Source organism: Paenibacillus motobuensis (assembly GCF_039521865.1).
GTDB classification, from domain to species: Bacteria; Bacillota; Bacilli; order Paenibacillales; family Paenibacillaceae; genus Fontibacillus; species Fontibacillus motobuensis.
The window spans coordinates 72,272-88,605 of the sequence record NZ_BAAACX010000013.1 but is presented as its reverse complement, the minus strand read 5'-3'; the positions used below and the strand labels follow the sequence as shown (position 1 = coordinate 88,605).

14 protein-coding genes and 2 tRNA genes are annotated in these 16,334 nt (G+C 48.2%); 11 read left to right on the top strand and 5 right to left on the bottom strand.

Translation table 11 applies throughout. The features are described 5' to 3' along the window. Positions 1-136: 136 nt before the first annotated feature. From ABD014_RS15090 to ABD014_RS15075, 4 genes are all read left to right on the top strand, one after another. On the top strand, positions 137-1,201 hold the full coding sequence (locus ABD014_RS15090) for a GerMN domain-containing protein (RefSeq protein ID WP_343862499.1): 1,065 nt from the start codon (positions 137-139) through the stop codon (positions 1,199-1,201). 245 nt (positions 1,202-1,446) lie between these two features. Further along, on the top strand, positions 1,447-2,208 hold the full coding sequence (gene rph / locus ABD014_RS15085) for a ribonuclease PH (protein WP_343862497.1): 762 nt from the start codon (positions 1,447-1,449) through the stop codon (positions 2,206-2,208). Then, positions 2,208-2,840 carry an XTP/dITP diphosphatase gene (locus ABD014_RS15080; protein WP_343862495.1) on the top strand — a complete coding sequence of 211 codons (633 nt, stop codon included), beginning with the start codon at positions 2,208-2,210 and terminating at the stop codon, positions 2,838-2,840. Before rph ends, ABD014_RS15080 begins: the two co-directional genes overlap by 1 nt. A 522-nt stretch (positions 2,841-3,362) precedes the next feature. Then, positions 3,363-7,133, top strand: coding sequence for a glycosyl hydrolase family 18 protein (locus ABD014_RS15075; protein WP_343862493.1), 3,771 nt, complete (start codon positions 3,363-3,365; stop codon positions 7,131-7,133). 93 nt (positions 7,134-7,226) lie between these two features. Here the strand turns inward: ABD014_RS15075 and asnB are convergent, their stop codons facing one another. Continuing rightward, the gene (gene asnB, locus ABD014_RS15070) at positions 7,227-9,071 is read right to left on the bottom strand and encodes an asparagine synthase (glutamine-hydrolyzing) (protein WP_343862491.1); all 1,845 of its coding nucleotides are present in this window, start codon (positions 9,069-9,071) and stop codon (positions 7,227-7,229) included. A gap of 154 nt (positions 9,072-9,225) precedes the next feature. On the opposite strand from asnB, the gene ABD014_RS15065 reads away from it, so the two are divergent. From ABD014_RS15065 to ABD014_RS15045, 5 genes are all read left to right on the top strand, one after another. Further along, positions 9,226-9,534 (top strand): hypothetical protein, encoded by a 309-nt coding sequence (locus ABD014_RS15065; RefSeq protein ID WP_343862489.1) that lies wholly within the window; start codon positions 9,226-9,228, stop codon positions 9,532-9,534. A 23-nt stretch (positions 9,535-9,557) separates the two neighbouring features. Next, positions 9,558-9,935 (top strand): hypothetical protein, encoded by a 378-nt coding sequence (locus tag ABD014_RS15060; protein ID WP_343862487.1) that lies wholly within the window; start codon positions 9,558-9,560, stop codon positions 9,933-9,935. A 69-nt stretch (positions 9,936-10,004) separates the two neighbouring features. Further along, positions 10,005-10,078, top strand: a tRNA-Arg gene (locus tag ABD014_RS15055). 622 nt (positions 10,079-10,700) lie between these two features. Next, positions 10,701-11,381 (top strand): N-acetylmannosamine-6-phosphate 2-epimerase, encoded by a 681-nt coding sequence (locus ABD014_RS15050; protein WP_343862485.1) that lies wholly within the window; start codon positions 10,701-10,703, stop codon positions 11,379-11,381. 99 nt (positions 11,382-11,480) lie between these two features. Further along, positions 11,481-12,422, top strand: coding sequence for an ROK family protein (locus tag ABD014_RS15045; RefSeq protein ID WP_343862482.1), 942 nt, complete (start codon positions 11,481-11,483; stop codon positions 12,420-12,422). A 56-nt stretch (positions 12,423-12,478) separates the two neighbouring features. Here ABD014_RS15045 and ABD014_RS15040 read toward each other — a convergent pair whose 3' ends face one another. The 4 genes from ABD014_RS15040 to ABD014_RS15025 form a co-directional block, all read right to left on the bottom strand. After that, a complete protein-coding gene (locus ABD014_RS15040; protein ID WP_343862480.1) occupies positions 12,479-13,156 on the bottom strand; it encodes a phosphatase PAP2 family protein in 678 nt (225 codons plus the stop codon). A 155-nt stretch (positions 13,157-13,311) separates the two neighbouring features. Continuing rightward, positions 13,312-13,385: transfer RNA gene (locus ABD014_RS15035), tRNA-Gly, on the bottom strand. A gap of 57 nt (positions 13,386-13,442) precedes the next feature. Continuing rightward, positions 13,443-13,925, bottom strand: a complete 483-nt coding sequence (locus ABD014_RS15030) for a glutathione peroxidase (protein ID WP_343862478.1) — start codon at positions 13,923-13,925, stop codon at positions 13,443-13,445. A gap of 82 nt (positions 13,926-14,007) precedes the next feature. Further along, entirely contained in the window at positions 14,008-14,208 is a 201-nt protein-coding gene (locus ABD014_RS15025) for a DUF6199 family natural product biosynthesis protein (RefSeq protein WP_343862476.1), read from the bottom strand. Between the two features lie 224 nt (positions 14,209-14,432). On the opposite strand from ABD014_RS15025, the gene ABD014_RS15020 reads away from it, so the two are divergent. Both ABD014_RS15020 and ABD014_RS15015 read left to right on the top strand, forming a co-directional pair. Next, entirely contained in the window at positions 14,433-15,128 is a 696-nt protein-coding gene (locus ABD014_RS15020) for a response regulator transcription factor (protein WP_343862474.1), read from the top strand. Then, positions 15,121-16,230, top strand: a complete 1,110-nt coding sequence (locus ABD014_RS15015) for a sensor histidine kinase (protein WP_343862472.1) — start codon at positions 15,121-15,123, stop codon at positions 16,228-16,230. The genes ABD014_RS15020 and ABD014_RS15015 overlap by 8 nt, the downstream gene beginning before the upstream one ends. The last annotated feature ends 104 nt before the right edge of the window (positions 16,231-16,334 follow it).

Genomic DNA, 16,334 nt, shown 5'->3' with positions numbered 1-16,334 from the left:
CTCCTTAATAGTTCCATCACACAATTGCATGATGCAGTATGTCCAGTTCCCCGAAAAATATAGTTATTTTTCATAGGGAGGGCTCGTATATATAGTAATACAAACCTTAGTAAATTGTTAGGGAGGAACCCAGGTTATGAAATGGAACCGCCAGATTCGAAATTCGGTAATGGTCAGCGTACTGGCCCTGCCGATCGTGTTATCAGGCTGCAGCATGTTTGGTACAGGCCCCTCATCACAGATCGACCCTCCGCCTTCGGATATTGAAGCGCAAATGATGCAAGGAGCTGGTGTTAACGGTCAGACAAGCCTTACGGCAGGAGGAGCAGTATCGACGGTGTATTTACAGAATGATCATGGTCTGCTCGCCCCGATCTCACTGCATTTGCCGCAGGGAGAGGATGCTACGGGAAAGACGATGGCAGCACTGGAAGCACTAGTCAGCGAGGGCGCTTATGCCAAGCTGCTTCCCGCCGGCTTCAAGGGAGTCCTTCCGAAGGGCACAGAAGTGAAGGCGGTGACTCTGAAGCCGGATGAGAAGCTGGCAGTCGTTGAGTTCAGCAAAGAATTCGCCAATTACCCCGCTGCGGATGAGCGGAAAATTGCCGAGGCGCTAACCTGGACCTTGATCGACAATCCCGAGATTCAGAATGTGCAGGTATGGATGGATGGCGCCAAGCTGAACGAAATGCCGGTGGGCGGCATGCCGCTGGACAGACCGCTGAATCGCTCGATCGGAATCAACCTGCAGCTAGACAATGAGATCAACCTGTCGCAATCCAGTCCGGTAACGATCTTTTTCTCCGCGGCAACACAGGACGGGACAGCTTACTTCGTACCGGTAACACGGTTCGTACCTTATGGCAGCGACCTTGTTGCTTCTGCTGTCGATGAACTGATCAAAGGACCGCTCAAGGGGGATGGACTCGAGAATGTAGTGACCCAAAATACAATGTTTGACGGGGTCGAACGCTCAGACAATGGGGTAGTGACCGTATCGATTGAGGATGATATGTTCGATCCTGGGGAGAAGCTGCCTGCGCAAATGATGCAGTCGCTGGTTCTCACGGTATCGGAGAATTCAGCGCAGGACAAGGTCCGGATTTGGTTCAACGGGGAGAAGGAAGTGTTCGGAACGGACAATCAGGACTATGGGCAGCCGGTGCTGCGGCCACAGGTAATCAACGATATACCATTATAAGTGCGTGTTAAAAAATTGAAGCTCAGGAGGGCGCCATATAGGTCCCTCCTTTATTTTTGCAGAACAGTCTAGGATCTGATCTTGGGAAGATGGTTCTGCTTCGGATAATCGCTGGATAATTGGATATGGTAAAGAATGGTCTGGAAGGGAGCTTTCCAAAAATGAAGTCGAAAAGATGCTTTTATGTTTATGTTTTGGTAGAATAGGGAAGCAAATAGACAGCATGAAAAATGTAGGAGGCAATTATGATGAGACCTAACGGACGTGAAGTGAATGAGCGGCGGCCAATGAAATTGACCGTAAACATAAATAAATATGCAGAGGGCTCTGTGTATATTGAAGTTGGCGATACGAAGGTAATCTGCACGGCGACTGTTGATGAGAAGGTTCCCATGTTCATGAAAGGACAGGGCAAAGGCTGGATTACAGCTGAGTATTCGATGCTGCCGCGGGCGACGCAGACCCGGAATCAACGTGAATCAGCACGTGGCAAGCTTAGCGGCCGGACGATGGAAATTCAGAGACTGATCGGTCGTTCACTGCGCTCGGTCGTCGATCTTCATGCGCTTGGGGAGCGCTCCGTTACGATTGACTGTGATGTAATTCAAGCGGATGGCGGTACGCGGACCGCATCAATTACTGGTGCGTTTGTCGCGATGGCATTTGCTATTAATAAGCTTGTGCAGAAGCATAATCTGCCTACGTTCCCGATTAAGGACTTCTTGGCTGCTGTCAGCGTCGGGATTGTCGGAGAGAATATAGTACTGGATCTCGAATATGAAGAGGATTCCAAAGCCAAGGTCGATATGAATGTGGTTATGACTGGAAAAGGTCAGTTCGTTGAAGTACAGGGAACCGGAGAAGAGAATCCATTCTCGCGGCAGGAGCTTGACCAGATGTTGGCTCTCGCGGAGCAGGGGATCAGTGAGATGATACTGCAACAGCAAGAAGTCCTAGGGCCCATTGCCCTCAAAATTCGCGGAGATGAGACTGGAGGACAAGCATAGTGAGCTTGGACGGTAATGTAATTATTGTAGCGACCCGAAATCAGGGCAAGGTTCGTGAATTTGCGCATGCGCTTGGATTCCTGAACAAGCCGGTGAAGAGTATGTACGACTTCCCCGATGTGCCAGAGGTCATTGAGGATGGAGAGACGTTCGCGGATAATGCGCGCAAGAAGGCCAAGGAGGTAGGCGACCGGCTTGGGCAGCCTGTGCTTGCAGATGACTCTGGCCTGTGTGTGGATCAATTGGACGGAGAACCAGGCGTCTATTCTGCCCGCTATGCCGGGGAAGCGGCTTCGGATGAAGCCAATAATGAGAAGCTGCTGAAGGCGCTGGAACGCATCCAACAGGGTGAGGATACCGATCAGCCGCTGCTCAGCACAGCGAGGTTCGTCTGCCATCTGGCCCTATACGATCCGGCTACCGGTCAATTTATTGAGGCGGAAGGCTCGGTAGACGGCTGGATTACGGCGGAGCGTGCAGGCTCGGGGGGCTTCGGCTATGATCCGCTATTCTATCTGCCTGAGTACGAGAAGACGATGGCGGAATTGAGCATCGAGGAAAAGCAGGCGATCAGCCATCGCGGTGCGGCACTAAGACAACTGACTGAGAAGCTGGAACAGCGTTCACGTTAATAATATGAATTTTCGATAAGGCTTGATTCGAGAGAATACCTTCTTTCGGATCAAGCCTTTTTATATTTCTTGGGAAGGTTCTTTCTTCTAGCTGCAATATTTGTTGTGTTATTAATGAATGATATGAAGTTTGTCGCAAGAACTCGATTTTATAATTTTTTACCCCTAAATGATATAAATTTATCCCTTCCGTTCTTATCCTTGAGGTCCCATGATGTAATATAACTCATATCACTTCTCAGGTACTCTTATCTTCATCATCTTCATGAACAAAGAGAAGGGGCAATGAACCCAAGGTAAGATTTACATAGAGGGAGGGGCGATGGATTAATATATCACTTTGGGTAACCGCTTTCAATGGACTGGATTTTGAAAATGATGATACGAATGAGATCGCGTGCAGCAGGCAAAGACATTATTCTTTCAAGGCTCCTGTAGACTAGACTCTACAATACTTCCAAGAATAACACTTTTACTTGAACAAGCACTTATTTTCGAAATTTAGTTAGAGGGGTGACCAGATTGCTTTTTCGTTTCCGTAAAAAGTTTGTTAGGGCTGCTATTGTTCTTCTAGCCCTCCTCATGGCCTTTGGGCCATTGCTTGATTCCTCGCAAGTATATGCTGCCGAGCAAGAACCTACAGATCCAGTAATTGAAATTGTCCAGCCCGAAGAGCAAGGACCTTCAGAGCCAGCTGTAGAACCTACCCAACCTGAGAATGAAGCTATTGATGCTGCCACAGTATTAAGCAGTGATTCAGATTCCGAAGTAAAGTCGGGACCAACGAATCTTGCGATAGAGGAGTTGTACCATAACCGAGCAGTATTAAAGTGGGACTTCATCGATAATGATAATAATGAAATCGATATATGGAATGCTGATACGGATAAGGCTATTACGTGGGGGAATCTATGGACGAGGACCATTACAGGTCTTGAACCGGAGACCACATATCGAGTGTACATTACTTGGAATAAAGATAGGCCTTCGAAAGAGTACAAAAGCAATATTCTAGAATTTACTACACCCGCCGATATGAGTGAATACAAGGACCCTCCTTTGACACCGCCAAGTTATTTAAAAATAACCGATATTACTGAGCAAGCCGTAACTTTGAATTGGGGTGTAAGCCCTGAGGCAACTGGCTATGATCTGTATGTGAACGGCGATTGGAAAACGGGGACCTGGGAGAATACAGCAACGTCCGTCACCTACTTGCTAGGTGATCGGATTGAAGCAGGCACCAAGTTCACCTTCACTGTCGGGGCTCAGAAAGCGGGGGTCCCGCCGTCTGTTGACAGCAATGCGGTGACGATCACCTGGGGTACGCTGGAGTCTCCGCAGGATCTGCAGGTGATCACGGCGACTCGTCAGACCGTCTCCTTAGGATGGGCCCCCGTTCCGGGAGCAACGGCTTATGATGTCTATATGGATGGCACCTTCCTGGGCAGCAGTGAGGTTAATCGCTATGTAGCAAGCGGTCTTGTAGAAGGAAAGTCCTACTCTTTTGCCGTAGTGGCCAAGAACAAGCTGTGGGAATCTCCTATGAGCGCTGTGACAACGGCCGTCCCGGGCAGCGATTATACGTTAGTGAGCTATTATATGGCATGGTCCGTATACGAGAGAGAGTACTATCCGGAAGATGTTGATGTATCGAAGATGACCCATATCAACTACGCTTTCGCAGATCTTTGCTGGAAGAAGTTCGGCTCCGGGGGGGCTGAATGCCAGAACGAAGATATTCCACTGCAGAAGGACTATGTCTTCGACGGTGAGATTATCGTAGGCGATACCGAAGTTGACCTGGATAATTTCGCGAAATTCAGGGCCATCCGAGATGAGCACCCGAACCTGAAGCTGATGGCATCTGTCGGAGGCTGGTCCTGGTCGAAAAATTTCTCCAATATGGCTGCAGACGAAATTACACGTCGTTCTTTTGCCAATTCAGTAGTGGAATTCCTGAGAGTATATCAGCTGGATGGAATTGATATCGACTGGGAATATCCGGTTGAAGGAGGGGAAGAATCGAACTCCAGAAGGCCGGAAGACAAGCAAAATTTCACCTTGATGATGTCAGCACTGCGGGAGGCACTGGATGCGGCAGGGTCTGAGGACGGGAAGTATTATCTGTTGTCCATGGCCTCGGGACAAGGCGATAACTTTGTCATCAATGCCGATTTTGCCAATTCAGCGGCTTATCTTGATTACATTAACATCATGACATACGACTACAGCGGCAGCTGGGATACGTTGGCGAACCACAATGCTCCACTGTACTATGATAAGAAGCTGTCTACAGAAAACGCATCTAGAAGTAACGTAAGAGGCGGACTGCTCGGTCACTTGAATGGTGGCGTGCCGAATTATAAGCTGGTTGTGGGCATTCCATTCTATGGGAAGGGTTGGGAAGGTTGTCCTGCAGGCGGTGAATATCAGACTTGCGCCAAGCCTTCAACCTCCTTCGGCAGCTGGGAAACAGGAGTATTCGATTACTCAGATCTGGACAGCAATTACGTAAATAAGAACGGCTATGACCGTTATTGGAATGATGCGGCCAAGGTGGCGTATCTGTACAATCCGGAGAAGCAAATTTTTATTACCTACAATGATGAGAATTCTGTTCTTTATACCGCCTCTTTGGTAAAAACGCTCGATATCGCCGGAACGATGAACTGGGAGATTAGCGGGGACCGAGACAAGAAGCTGATTGCAGTGTTGAACAGTGCCCTGCCAATTGATGGTAGGGTAAATGCGCAGGGGCTTGCAGCACCAAGACAGCTAACGATAGTGTCTAAATCTCCTAAGTCTGTGCAGGTGAAATGGGATGCTGTAGAAGGGGCAAATGCTTATGAGATTTATGTAGACAACCAATTCATTGGCTACTCCGACACAACGAGCTATACGTTAGGGACGTTGACACCTGCTACTAATTATCAAATTCATGTTCTGGCGATCGATCGGGATGGCGAGAAGTTCAATAGAGTTTCCGCAGCTTCCGAGAGTCTTAATGTGAAGACAGACGCAGATACAGATTCAGGCTCACCTTCCGGACCGTCCTCTCCATCGAGCGGCGGCTCCAGTTCTGGGGGAGGAACTACATCTGCACCTCAACCAGAATCTAAAAACAAGGGAACGTTACCGTTGAAGGTCGTTAAGGAAGGCGAGAAAGCGATCGTCACCCTTCCCGTCACAGATACGCTGAAATCCATTAAAAATGCACAGACGACTTCCTTCAAGCTCATCATTGAGGAAGGATTGAAGCAGGCGGAAATTACGTTGCCGCAAGAGGTCATCGCGGCCCTTGCCGAACTCGATAATTCTAGTCTAACCGTTGTCTTGAACGGCATGGAATTCAGCTTCCCTGTGTCAATGTTCCCTACTGGGACTATGGTTAAGCTGACGTTGGGTGCGATTGATCCTTCGTTAGAGGGAGCATTGCAAGCACTACTGGCTGGTAAGAAAACCTATGGGCAGCCTTTCGAGCTCAAGCTCGAGAAGATATCTGCTGATGGCAAGACAACCGAACCGCTCTCCTTCGGTAATATTTATGTGAGTGGCAAAGTGAGCTTCAATGCAGCGGGCGTTAATACCGGACGCATAGCAGGGGTAGGCTATATTCCGGGCAAGGATCATCTGCATGCCGTACCGGCCTTGTTCGGGAAGAATGCCGATTTGATTACAACCGAGCTGAAATTAAATGCTAACGGTATTTACACTCTGATCGATAATGGAGGTTCCCGCTTCAAGGATCATCTGGAGTGGGCGGCTCAGGATATTTCATCGGCTGTCACAAAGATGATCGCTTCTGGCGATTCCACTGACCAGTTCGGGGCGAAACGCAGTATTACACGTGCCGAAGTAATCGCCATGATCGTCAGAGGGCTGGGACTTATTCCACAGGAGAACAGTACAGCGCCTTACGCTGACGTAAGTCTGGATTCCTTATACGCTGAGGAAATTACAGTAGCGAAGCAGGTAGGCCTGGTCCAGGGGAGATCCGCAGACCGCTTTGATCCAAATGCGGCGATTACTCGTCAGGAACTGGCGGTGATGCTGGCCAATGCGATGAAATACGCTGGCAAGAGTAGCACAGCTGATACCTCTGTGCTGGCAGGATTTAAGGATAGCCAAGAAATCGCAGCTTATGCACAGAGCTCTATGGCACTGATGGTAGAGCAGAACATTATGAAGGGAGTCTCCGCAACCTCCTTGTCACCAAGCACGAATGTGACGAAAGCACAAATGGCCGTAACAGTCATGAGAATGCTTCGGTCACTTGGCTTATCGAATTAGTTGAGTTATTCATAAAGAGTAGAGGGACTGTCGTCCGGCTAAGTTCATCATGAACTCGGCCGGGGACAGTCCCTCTTGAATTCTCATCCTTCATTAACGGATAGAGACACGGTAATGGGATAGCCAGAAATTCACCTGTGTCAGATAGGCGAATAGCTGAGGTCCGGACATCAGTTGGCCGAACCAGGGCAGGTTGCTGGACGCTTCTGGCGATGCGGCGATGGTGCGAATTTTATCCGCATCAATTAGAGGAAGAATCGGAGATGCTGGATTATCGAGAATGTCGAGCAACTGTCCTTTTACTCTAGCTAAATAGTCGGGATGATGTGTCTTCGGATAGGGACTCTTTTTACGGTAGAGGACGTCCTCAGGAAGAATGCCCTCAAGCGCTTTGCGTAGAATGCCTTTCTCGCGCCCGCCAACGGTCTTAATCTCCCATGGGATATTCCAGACATATTGGACGAGGCGATGATCGCAGAAGGGGACTCGTACCTCGAGTCCGGCCCCCATGCTCATCCGATCCTTGCGGTCCAGCAGCGTGGGCATGAAACGGGTAATGTTGAGATATGACATCAGTCTCATGCGTGCTTGATCTTCATTTTCCCCGTATAAATGGGGGGCTTCCGCTACGGCTTGGCTGTATCTATCCGCTACATACTGCTCGGGGCGAATCCAGTCTCTAATTTCAGGGGACAACAGACTTGAACGAAGATCGGTGGCTACTGACCAGGGGAAGGTACCAGACTCTAGCAATTCCTTGCGATGGAACCAAGGGTATCCGCCGAATACCTCGTCGGCAGCTTCGCCGGAAATCGCGACGGTCGCTCCTTTTTTGATCTCCCTGCAAAATAACAGCAGCGAGGCATCGACGTCGGCCATGCCAGGCAGATCGCGGGCCAGAGTAGAGTCCGTTAGAGCGTCAACCAGCTCTGGAGTATCAAAGGTAATCCAATGGTGCTCGGTTCCAAGCTCTTCTACCATTCGCCTAATCCAGGGGGCGTCCGCTCCGGGCTGAAAGCTGTGAGCCTTGAAATATTGGTCATTCCCTTCGTAATCCACCGAGTACGTATGCATCTGTCCTTGGCCGCTTCTACGGTAATAATCGACGGCCAACGCAGTCAGGGCGCTGGAGTCGAGTCCCCCGGAGAGAAGAGTGCAAACTGGAACATCAGAGATGAGCTGTCTATCCATCGTGTCCTGCAGCAGCGTGCGGACATGGGCCGCGGTCTCCTCTATGCTGTGCTCATGGGCCTGTGCTTCAAGCTTCCAATACGAGAAGCGTCGCAGTCCCGAACGGTTGAAGATCATAACATGTCCGGGCAGCAGTTCCTTGATGTTGCGGTAAACCCCGTGTCCAGGCGTTCGGGCCGGTCCGATAACGAATATTTCCGCTAGTCCTTCGGGGCCGACCAAAGCTTCTACTTTCGGGTGCTGGAGCAAGGCTTTCGGTTCGGACCCGAACACCAGAGTTTCCCCTGCTTCGCTATAGAAGAGAGGCTTCACACCGAGTCGATCCCGGGCAAATAATATATGCTCGCGAACACTATCCCATATGGCAAAAGCAAATATTCCGTTAAGGCGCTCTACAGCATCAGGCCCCCATTCGATATAAGCCTGGAGCAGAACTTCGGTGTCGCAGTTGGTTCTGAAATAGCGTCCTCGTTGCCGTAATTCTTCTTTAAGCTCAGGAGCGTTGTAAATCTCTCCGTTATATACAATGGTATAGACGGCTTGTTCCTCTTGAATGGTCATCGGCTGAGCCCCGTTCTCCGGGTCCATGACACTTAGTCGGCGATGACCGAAGGCGCAGGGGCCGGAAATCCATGTGCCTTGTGCATCGGGGCCCCTTGCCTCAAGGCAGGAGGTCATGGATAGAACCAGATCCAGCTCTCCGCTCAGATCCCGGTTCCATTCGATAAAGCCGGTAATTCCGCACATATGTGGTTTCTCCTCTCTATGATGGCTTCCGTTCCCGTTCGTCAAACCGGGCGAAAAGTAATAACACATTATGCCGGAAGGAGGCATAAAATGTCTGTCCCTTACGGAAAACTATGACTAAAATAGATGACCAGGCTTGAAGGGAGCGGAATAAATGGAGAAAAAAACGTATTATGTGTCCGTGCATGGACGTTCGGTACTTGATGATCCGCAGGCAACCTCTTATGAATGGGAGATCCATGCGGCCCCGGAGGAGGTTGATGCGATCAGTCATATGCTGGAGTTGCTCGGTGAGAAGGAAGAGAGTACCTTCCTCGCTTATACCTATCCATGGCCGGACAGCCCAGAGGATACGGTCAATAGCAGCTATCAGAGCGTGCTGGACAACTTATACCGCGAGATTTACCGACTTGGTACGGAGGAGACTAGGCAGCTGCTGAGTCGTATAGGATATGAGAACTAAGGAGCCGAGAGGATAAGTGTGAAATGTATTATATAAAAGATGCGAAGGTTATCCGGTTAACAGAAGTAGGTGGAGTTGAATGTGCGGAAATTGCAGTAAGTCCAGGTGCGGTGGATGACCCTGAGCTGCTGGTGTATGTGTCTCGTTCTGCTGAGAATGGCAGTGAACAGTATGAGATCATAAGAATGCTACGGAGTGATGCTAGGATGGAAACCGATTGGTTCAATAATGACCTGCATCAAGCATATGGCGTCATTGCTGAGGATCAGTTCGGGGATGAGGGATGGCCCCAGCCCGCAGTACAGCGGGAGCAGTTCAAACAGCTATTGCTTGGATATATAGGGATTGCCGAGAGCTTGCATGAGAAGTTCTCTTCCGACTCCGCATCCCATAAAATGTAATTTATCGTCAAATAAAACCTCTTGAAAAATAAGCCAGATGCGATATAATAAATATCGCATTCTTTTTTTGTCCCAGTAGCTCAGCAGGATAGAGCAACGGCCTTCTAAGCCGTCGGTCAGGGGTTCGAATCCCTTCTGGGACGTAGATGAGAGTCCAGTTCTTTGAACTGGGCTTTTTTGCGTCCTTTGGGATGAGAACCCCTTGGGGGTTCGTCGAAGTGAGCCTAACTGCGTCAGCAAGTGGGGGCGAACGGAGTCTCGCGCCGGAGCGCGAGTAGCCTGATGGACAACCCCATGTTTTGACCGGATCACTCGGACATTATTGACCGTTAGCGTTAATCTATTGGTACGCTGCCCTTGTAGCGGACAATTATGTCCATTACAAAGGAGGAATATCGTGGAAAACTGCATTTTTTTCTTCTAATGGTCAAAAGTGTCCGTTAGAAGAGCCCAGTTGTTTTTTTCTTGGTCTAACGGTCATTTTTGACCGTTTGATAAGTACGATCACGCTAGTTCCAGGATTCCTATATTTTTAATTTCGCATTCCCACATGTTTGCCCTTTTGGGATCCTTCACCTATATGGAGGTGGTTTTGTCTTAATTAGAGAAGGTTGATAGGTGAATAGGTGTTTACAAAGCAGGGGTACACAACTATAATTGAAGAAAATAACCTTTATTTATTTTGCAAAAGGAGATTATATCCTAAAATTAATGAAGCATTGGGATCCAAGATAAAGAAAAAATCGATATAAGGAGAGTTGTACTATGCTGCATTCCATCATTCAATCTCTTAAGGGGGGGCTTATTGTGTCCTGTCAGGCCCTTGAGGGTGAGCCTTTCTATGGTAGCGACTATATGGCACGTTTTGCAATAGCGGCTGAAATGGGCAACGCGGTAGGAATTAGAGCGAATACGCCACAGGATATCAGGGCCATCAAGAAGGTAAGCCATTTACCTCTGATCGGCCTATGGAAGAAAGAATATAGCGGTTCTGACGTTTACATAACCCCTACGCTGCAAGAGATTGAAGGTGTAATCGCGGCCGGAGCAGATATTGTAGCTATGGATGCAACCTTGCGTACCAGACCAGGAGGGGTGAATCTAGCGGATATCGTGAATAAGATCAGGGAGAAGCATCAGGTTTTATTAATGGCAGACGTATCCACCGTTGCGGAAGGAGAAGAGGCAGAAAAATTAGGGTTCGATCTCATCTCTACCACTTTGTCTGGTTATACGGACTATAGCCCGCAGAGTGAAGAGCCGGATATTCAATTAGTTGCAGATCTCAACCGGAAAGTCAGTATTCCTGTGTTAGCTGAGGGAAAGATTCATAGTCCTGAGCAGGCATCAGAGTGTCTCCAAGCGGGAGCGTATGCGGTTGTCATTGGTGGGGCTATTACTAGGCCACAATTAATTACAAAGAAATTTAACGATGCTTTACGATAATAATCGTCTTTATATCTAACTCATAGATATATTATGCACGGAGAGATTAATACCTATCAAGAATGCATGATGAATCGATAGAGATGGAGGTCTGAATGGATGCGGCATTCTGAAGAAGTGGCCATCGGTTTGGATATTGGCGGTACAAACATTAAATCAGGAATTGTAAACGCCAAGGGTGAGGTTATCCATCACTCTATTCTTCCGACGAAGGCTTATGAAGGCGGGGAGGCATTATTAAGCCGAATAGCCGAAATTACGACGGAAATGGAGCGGTATTCGGGGAGCAAAGGTTGGAAGGTAGCGGGTGTTGGCATTGGAACGGCAGGGCAAGTCAATAGTCGGACTGGTATTGTTATGGGGGCCACAGCCAATTTACCGGGGTGGTCCGGAATGGAGCTTGGCGAACGGCTGCAATCCCAAACAGGCTTGTCCGTACTGGTTGATAATGATGCGAATGCGATGGCTTTTGGGGAAGCTTGGGTAGGATCAGGAAGACGCTGGAAGGATTTCATTTGTATTACCTTGGGTACAGGAATAGGAGGCTGTCTGATTATCGATCACCGGCCATATCCAGGGCGCGACGGGTTTGCTGGAGAGATAGGACATCATGTTATTAACCTTGATGGGTATCCATGTAATTGTGGAAGAACAGGCTGCTGGGAACAGTATGCTTCTGCGACAGGCTTGATGAGATTGGTGAAGGAAGCTGGACTAGAATTGGCGGAAGTCCATAAGCCGGAAATGGCATTCGCCTTCGCGCAGAGCGGGAACGAAGCGGCCATTCACGTTCTGAAGCAGTATACGGGGTATATTGCGGCAGGGCTGGCGAATATGGTCCATATCTTTAATCCGGAAGGAATCGTCATCGGAGGTGCCATTACCAGGCAAGGAGACTTCCTGCTGAATCCTGTCCGTAATCAGTTATCGCAGCAATTGCTCCCCGTTTTTAGGGAGAGAGCAGAGGAGATTGAAGTAGTTGCGGCATCTTTGGGGGATAACGGTGGAGTCGTTGGAGCTGTAGCGGGCTATTTTATTTAATATCATATAAAAAACAAGAAGCTCTCCAACAGATGGAGAGCTTCTTCTATACCGTCTTAGGCATTGAAACCGCGCTGATGCACCTTACCTTTGTTAGAACGGCTGCGGTATAGGCTTGGCAGCCGGAACAATACCAAGATGTAGAATTCAACAAGGGCGATGCCTGCGATCGCATCGGCAATGACATGCTGCTTGATAAGTAATGTTGAAGCGATAATTATTAAGGACATGCTGCTGATGAGAAGCGTATTTACACGGTTGCGGGCCGGACTGGTCCAGATCAACCGCATCACCATATAGCTGGAGAAACAGTGAATGCTTGGGAAGCAGTTGAACGGCAGGTCGCGATTATATATATATTTTACAATTAGACTGAACGGGTCATTTCCGGTTACTGTTGGCCGGGGTACCGTAGTCTGAAACATTAAGTAGATGACGTAACAAGATAAGGCCGAAACCGTGTATAGCAGTAAAGATCGGTAATATGACTTACGGTCCTTGAAGAAGAAATAAACAATACATACATAAATAAAAAATATCCAGATTCCATACGGAAGCGCGAAATACTTAATGAATGGCGTCGCCTGATCGAATGAGGTGCCAAGATAGTAGACCTGCGCCTTCGGGCGATTTACAAGTTTGTACAGAGCGCCGAGCACTGGAAAAATCAGCATGAGCAACAAGGGAAGCCAGCCTCTCCATTTCTCTGGGAGCCGCTCAATCAACTTATTCACATCATCAAAGCCTTTCTATAGGATAGTATGATTAGAAAGCATGCTATCTATTGTACATCGGTCCGTTATTTACTTCAACCTTTATATTAGGGAATAATTGTAAAAATAACCAAAAGACCTCTGGACAATTCCAGAGGTCGAATCTTGTATAAATATGGAGCGGGTGAAGGGAATCGAACCCTCGCCTCAAGCTTGGGAAGCTGGCATTCTACCATTGAACTACACCCGCATTAAGCATTATTTATTATAATCCTATGCAGCGGGAAGATCAAGGGGGAAGCTCAGCTTATTGCTCCAGCAGTTGCTCTATATCAGGTCGGATCGCCTCAGGCTCGGTGCGGGCACTGTACTGCTTCATTATATTGCCGCTACGGTCGATCAAGAATTTTACGAAATTCCATTCGATGTCTCCAGTACGGTAAGGCTCGGGCGTATGCTCCACAAGGTATTGATAGAGGGGATGTACATGCTCGCCTTTTACATCAATCTTGCTGAATAACGGGAAGGTCACCTGATAATTGGTCTCGCAGAAGGATTTAATTTCCTCCTCTGTACCGGGTTCTTGTCCAGCAAATTGATTGCAGGGAAATCCCAGAACGGCAAAGCCGCTTTCAGCGTATTCCGTGTATAGCTCCTGCAGCCCCCGGTAATGGGGTGTCAGGCCGCAGCCGCTTGCCGTATTGACGATCAACAGCACCTTTCCCCGATAAGGCTCCAGGGTTGTGATTTCGCCGGAAATGGTTCGTACCTCATAATCGTATATGCTCATGATCGCGCCTCCTATATTTTCATCTTATTGTCAGTTTAACCAATACAGCATGGAATGCCAAATTATATAGGAGGCGGACAGGTTAGGAGGAGCAGCTGACTGTGATCATGGCGAGGCCGATCAGAGACAGCAAAATGCCGCCAATGCGCTGAGTCACAAGCGCAGCTTGGCTGGGAGCATGATCCCTATACCTCCATCCGTAAGACAGGTACCAGGCCGATCCCGGAAAGAGAGCGGACATGGCCCCCAGAGCGATACATAGGACTGCAATGATCCAATTCATTTCTTCTCCACCTTTGCGGTGTTGTAAATAGGCGCTATTGTTACATCATATTCAACGTACTTCAGATGTTCGCTTCCAGAAGTGATTATTTCAGATATAGACGAAGGTATCCGCGTAAAATGCTCCGCGTAAATGCACCTCACCAGCCACTTATCTTGAATAAGCCTGAGAAATCATAGAGAATAGTGAGAGATGTAGATGTAACTTAATGAGGGAGTGGAATAGTGGAACGTATATCGATTCTGGTTGCCGATGACGAAGTGGAGATCGCTGATCTGATCTCGATCCATCTGGAGAAGGAAGGTTACCATGTCATCACAGCCTATAACGGACTGGAAGCGATGCAGGTCATTCAGTCGCAGCCGGTCGATCTTCTCATATTGGATATTATGATGCCGAAGCTGGACGGCTATGAGGTAACGCGCCAGGTACGCGAACAATACAACATGCCGATCATCTTTTTAAGTGCGAAAACATCCGATTTCGATAAGGTGCATGGTCTGGTAATCGGAGCCGATGATTATATGACGAAGCCGTTCACACCGATCGAGTTGGTGGCCCGTGTTAACGCACAGCTGCGCAGATACACGAAGCTGAACCAGCCCAGGGTAGAGCAATCTGCGGTGCTTGAATTCGGTGGGTTAGTGATCTCTGTCGACCGCCGAACTATAACCCTATATGGCGAGGATATCGTCGTCACGCCGAAGGAATTTGATATTTTGTATTTACTGGCCAGCCACCCGAAGAAGGTATTCAGCGTGGAAAATATTTTTGAACAGGTGTGGGGCGAGGCTTATTATGAGGGCAGCAACACAGTTATGGTTCATATCCGTACCCTCCGTAAGAAGCTGGGGGAGGATAAACAAAAAGATAAGTGGATCAAAACGGTATGGGGGGTAGGGTATTCGTTCAATGGCTAGAATCAAACGCAGTTTCCGTTCAAAGATGCTGATGTTGTTTGCAGCCAGTATGGGGATGTCTGGAGCTATCACTTATACCGTTTATAAGATTCTGCAAATTTATTACCGCAATAACGTACGGCTTGAGGATTCCATGGCCTATTATCGTAAATTGATCCGGAGCATCGGTGATGTGAACTTTTTCCTGATCCTGTTTATACCGCTTTCCATCCTGTTTTTTTATCTGCTCTCAAGGCCATATTCGATCTACTTCAGACAAATTTCCGAGGGGATCAATCATCTTGCCCGTGGAGATTTCAAACGGAGGGTCCAGATTCCGTCCCATGATGAATTCGGAGCTATTGCGGAGGACATTAATTTGGCCAGTGAGCAGCTAAGACAAGCCGTTGAGAGAGGAGATTTCACAGAGAGCAGTAAGGATCAACTGGTCGTCAATTTGGCGCATGATTTGCGCACGCCGCTCACATCGGTTCTGGGTTATCTCGATTTAATCTTGAAGGAAGAGCAGTTAACAAAAGAGCAGGTCAGGCATTACTTATCGATTGCTTTTACCAAATCCCAACGTCTGGAGAAGTTGATTGACGAGCTGTTTGAAATCACGCGGATGAACTATGGGGTGCTGAAGCTCAAGAAGACGCCGATCAATATTAATGAACTGCTGATTCAGCTGAGTGAGGAATTGTATCCCGTCTTTGAGAAGAATGATTTAACGGTTCGCCTAGATATGACTACTCAGCTTGCTATGATCGGTGATGGAGATTTATTGGCTCGCGTATTTGAGAATCTCCTGACCAATGCGAGCCGATACGGAACGGATGGTCAATTCGTAGATATTAACGGTTACATGGAGGGCGGAGATACGATCGTCGTGCAAATCGTAAATTATGGTGATATTATCCCCGCCGATGATATGCCGCATCTCTTTGACATGTTTTTTAATGGAGATAAAGCGCGCTCACACCAAGAGGATAGCAAAGGACTTGGCCTGTTTATCGCCAAAAATATCGTGGAACAGCATCAGGGTACGATTACTGCGGAGAGCAGCTTGACTAGAACCGTGTTTGAGGTACGCTTGCCACAAGAGAGTAAAGCTACTGAATAACTACGGATAATGCGGATAATTTAAGAAATATTTAAAGAATACCCTAATCTTTATTTTATAAGTTTCCTCTATTCTTAATGGGCAAGCAGATTTCAAGGAGGAAG

Excerpts from the sequence above, each read along its gene's own strand:
- ABD014_RS15090 (WP_343862499.1), top strand. The coding sequence starts at position 137 with ATGAAATGGAACCGCCAGATTCGAAATTCGGTAATGGTCAGCGTACTG.
- rph (WP_343862497.1), top strand. The coding sequence starts at position 1,447 with ATGATGAGACCTAACGGACGTGAAGTGAATGAGCGGCGGCCAATGAAA.
- asnB (WP_343862491.1), bottom strand. The coding sequence starts at position 9,071 with ATGTGCGGAATTACCGGCTTTATCGAATGGAACCGGGATCTGAGCGGA.
- ABD014_RS15065 (WP_343862489.1), top strand. The coding sequence starts at position 9,226 with ATGGAGAAAAAAACGTATTATGTGTCCGTGCATGGACGTTCGGTACTT.
- ABD014_RS15060 (WP_343862487.1), top strand. The coding sequence starts at position 9,558 with ATGTATTATATAAAAGATGCGAAGGTTATCCGGTTAACAGAAGTAGGT.
- ABD014_RS15050 (WP_343862485.1), top strand. The coding sequence starts at position 10,701 with ATGCTGCATTCCATCATTCAATCTCTTAAGGGGGGGCTTATTGTGTCC.
- ABD014_RS15045 (WP_343862482.1), top strand. The coding sequence starts at position 11,481 with ATGCGGCATTCTGAAGAAGTGGCCATCGGTTTGGATATTGGCGGTACA.
- ABD014_RS15030 (WP_343862478.1), bottom strand. The coding sequence starts at position 13,925 with ATGAGCATATACGATTATGAGGTACGAACCATTTCCGGCGAAATCACA.
- ABD014_RS15025 (WP_343862476.1), bottom strand. The coding sequence starts at position 14,208 with ATGAATTGGATCATTGCAGTCCTATGTATCGCTCTGGGGGCCATGTCC.
- ABD014_RS15015 (WP_343862472.1), top strand. The coding sequence starts at position 15,121 with ATGGCTAGAATCAAACGCAGTTTCCGTTCAAAGATGCTGATGTTGTTT.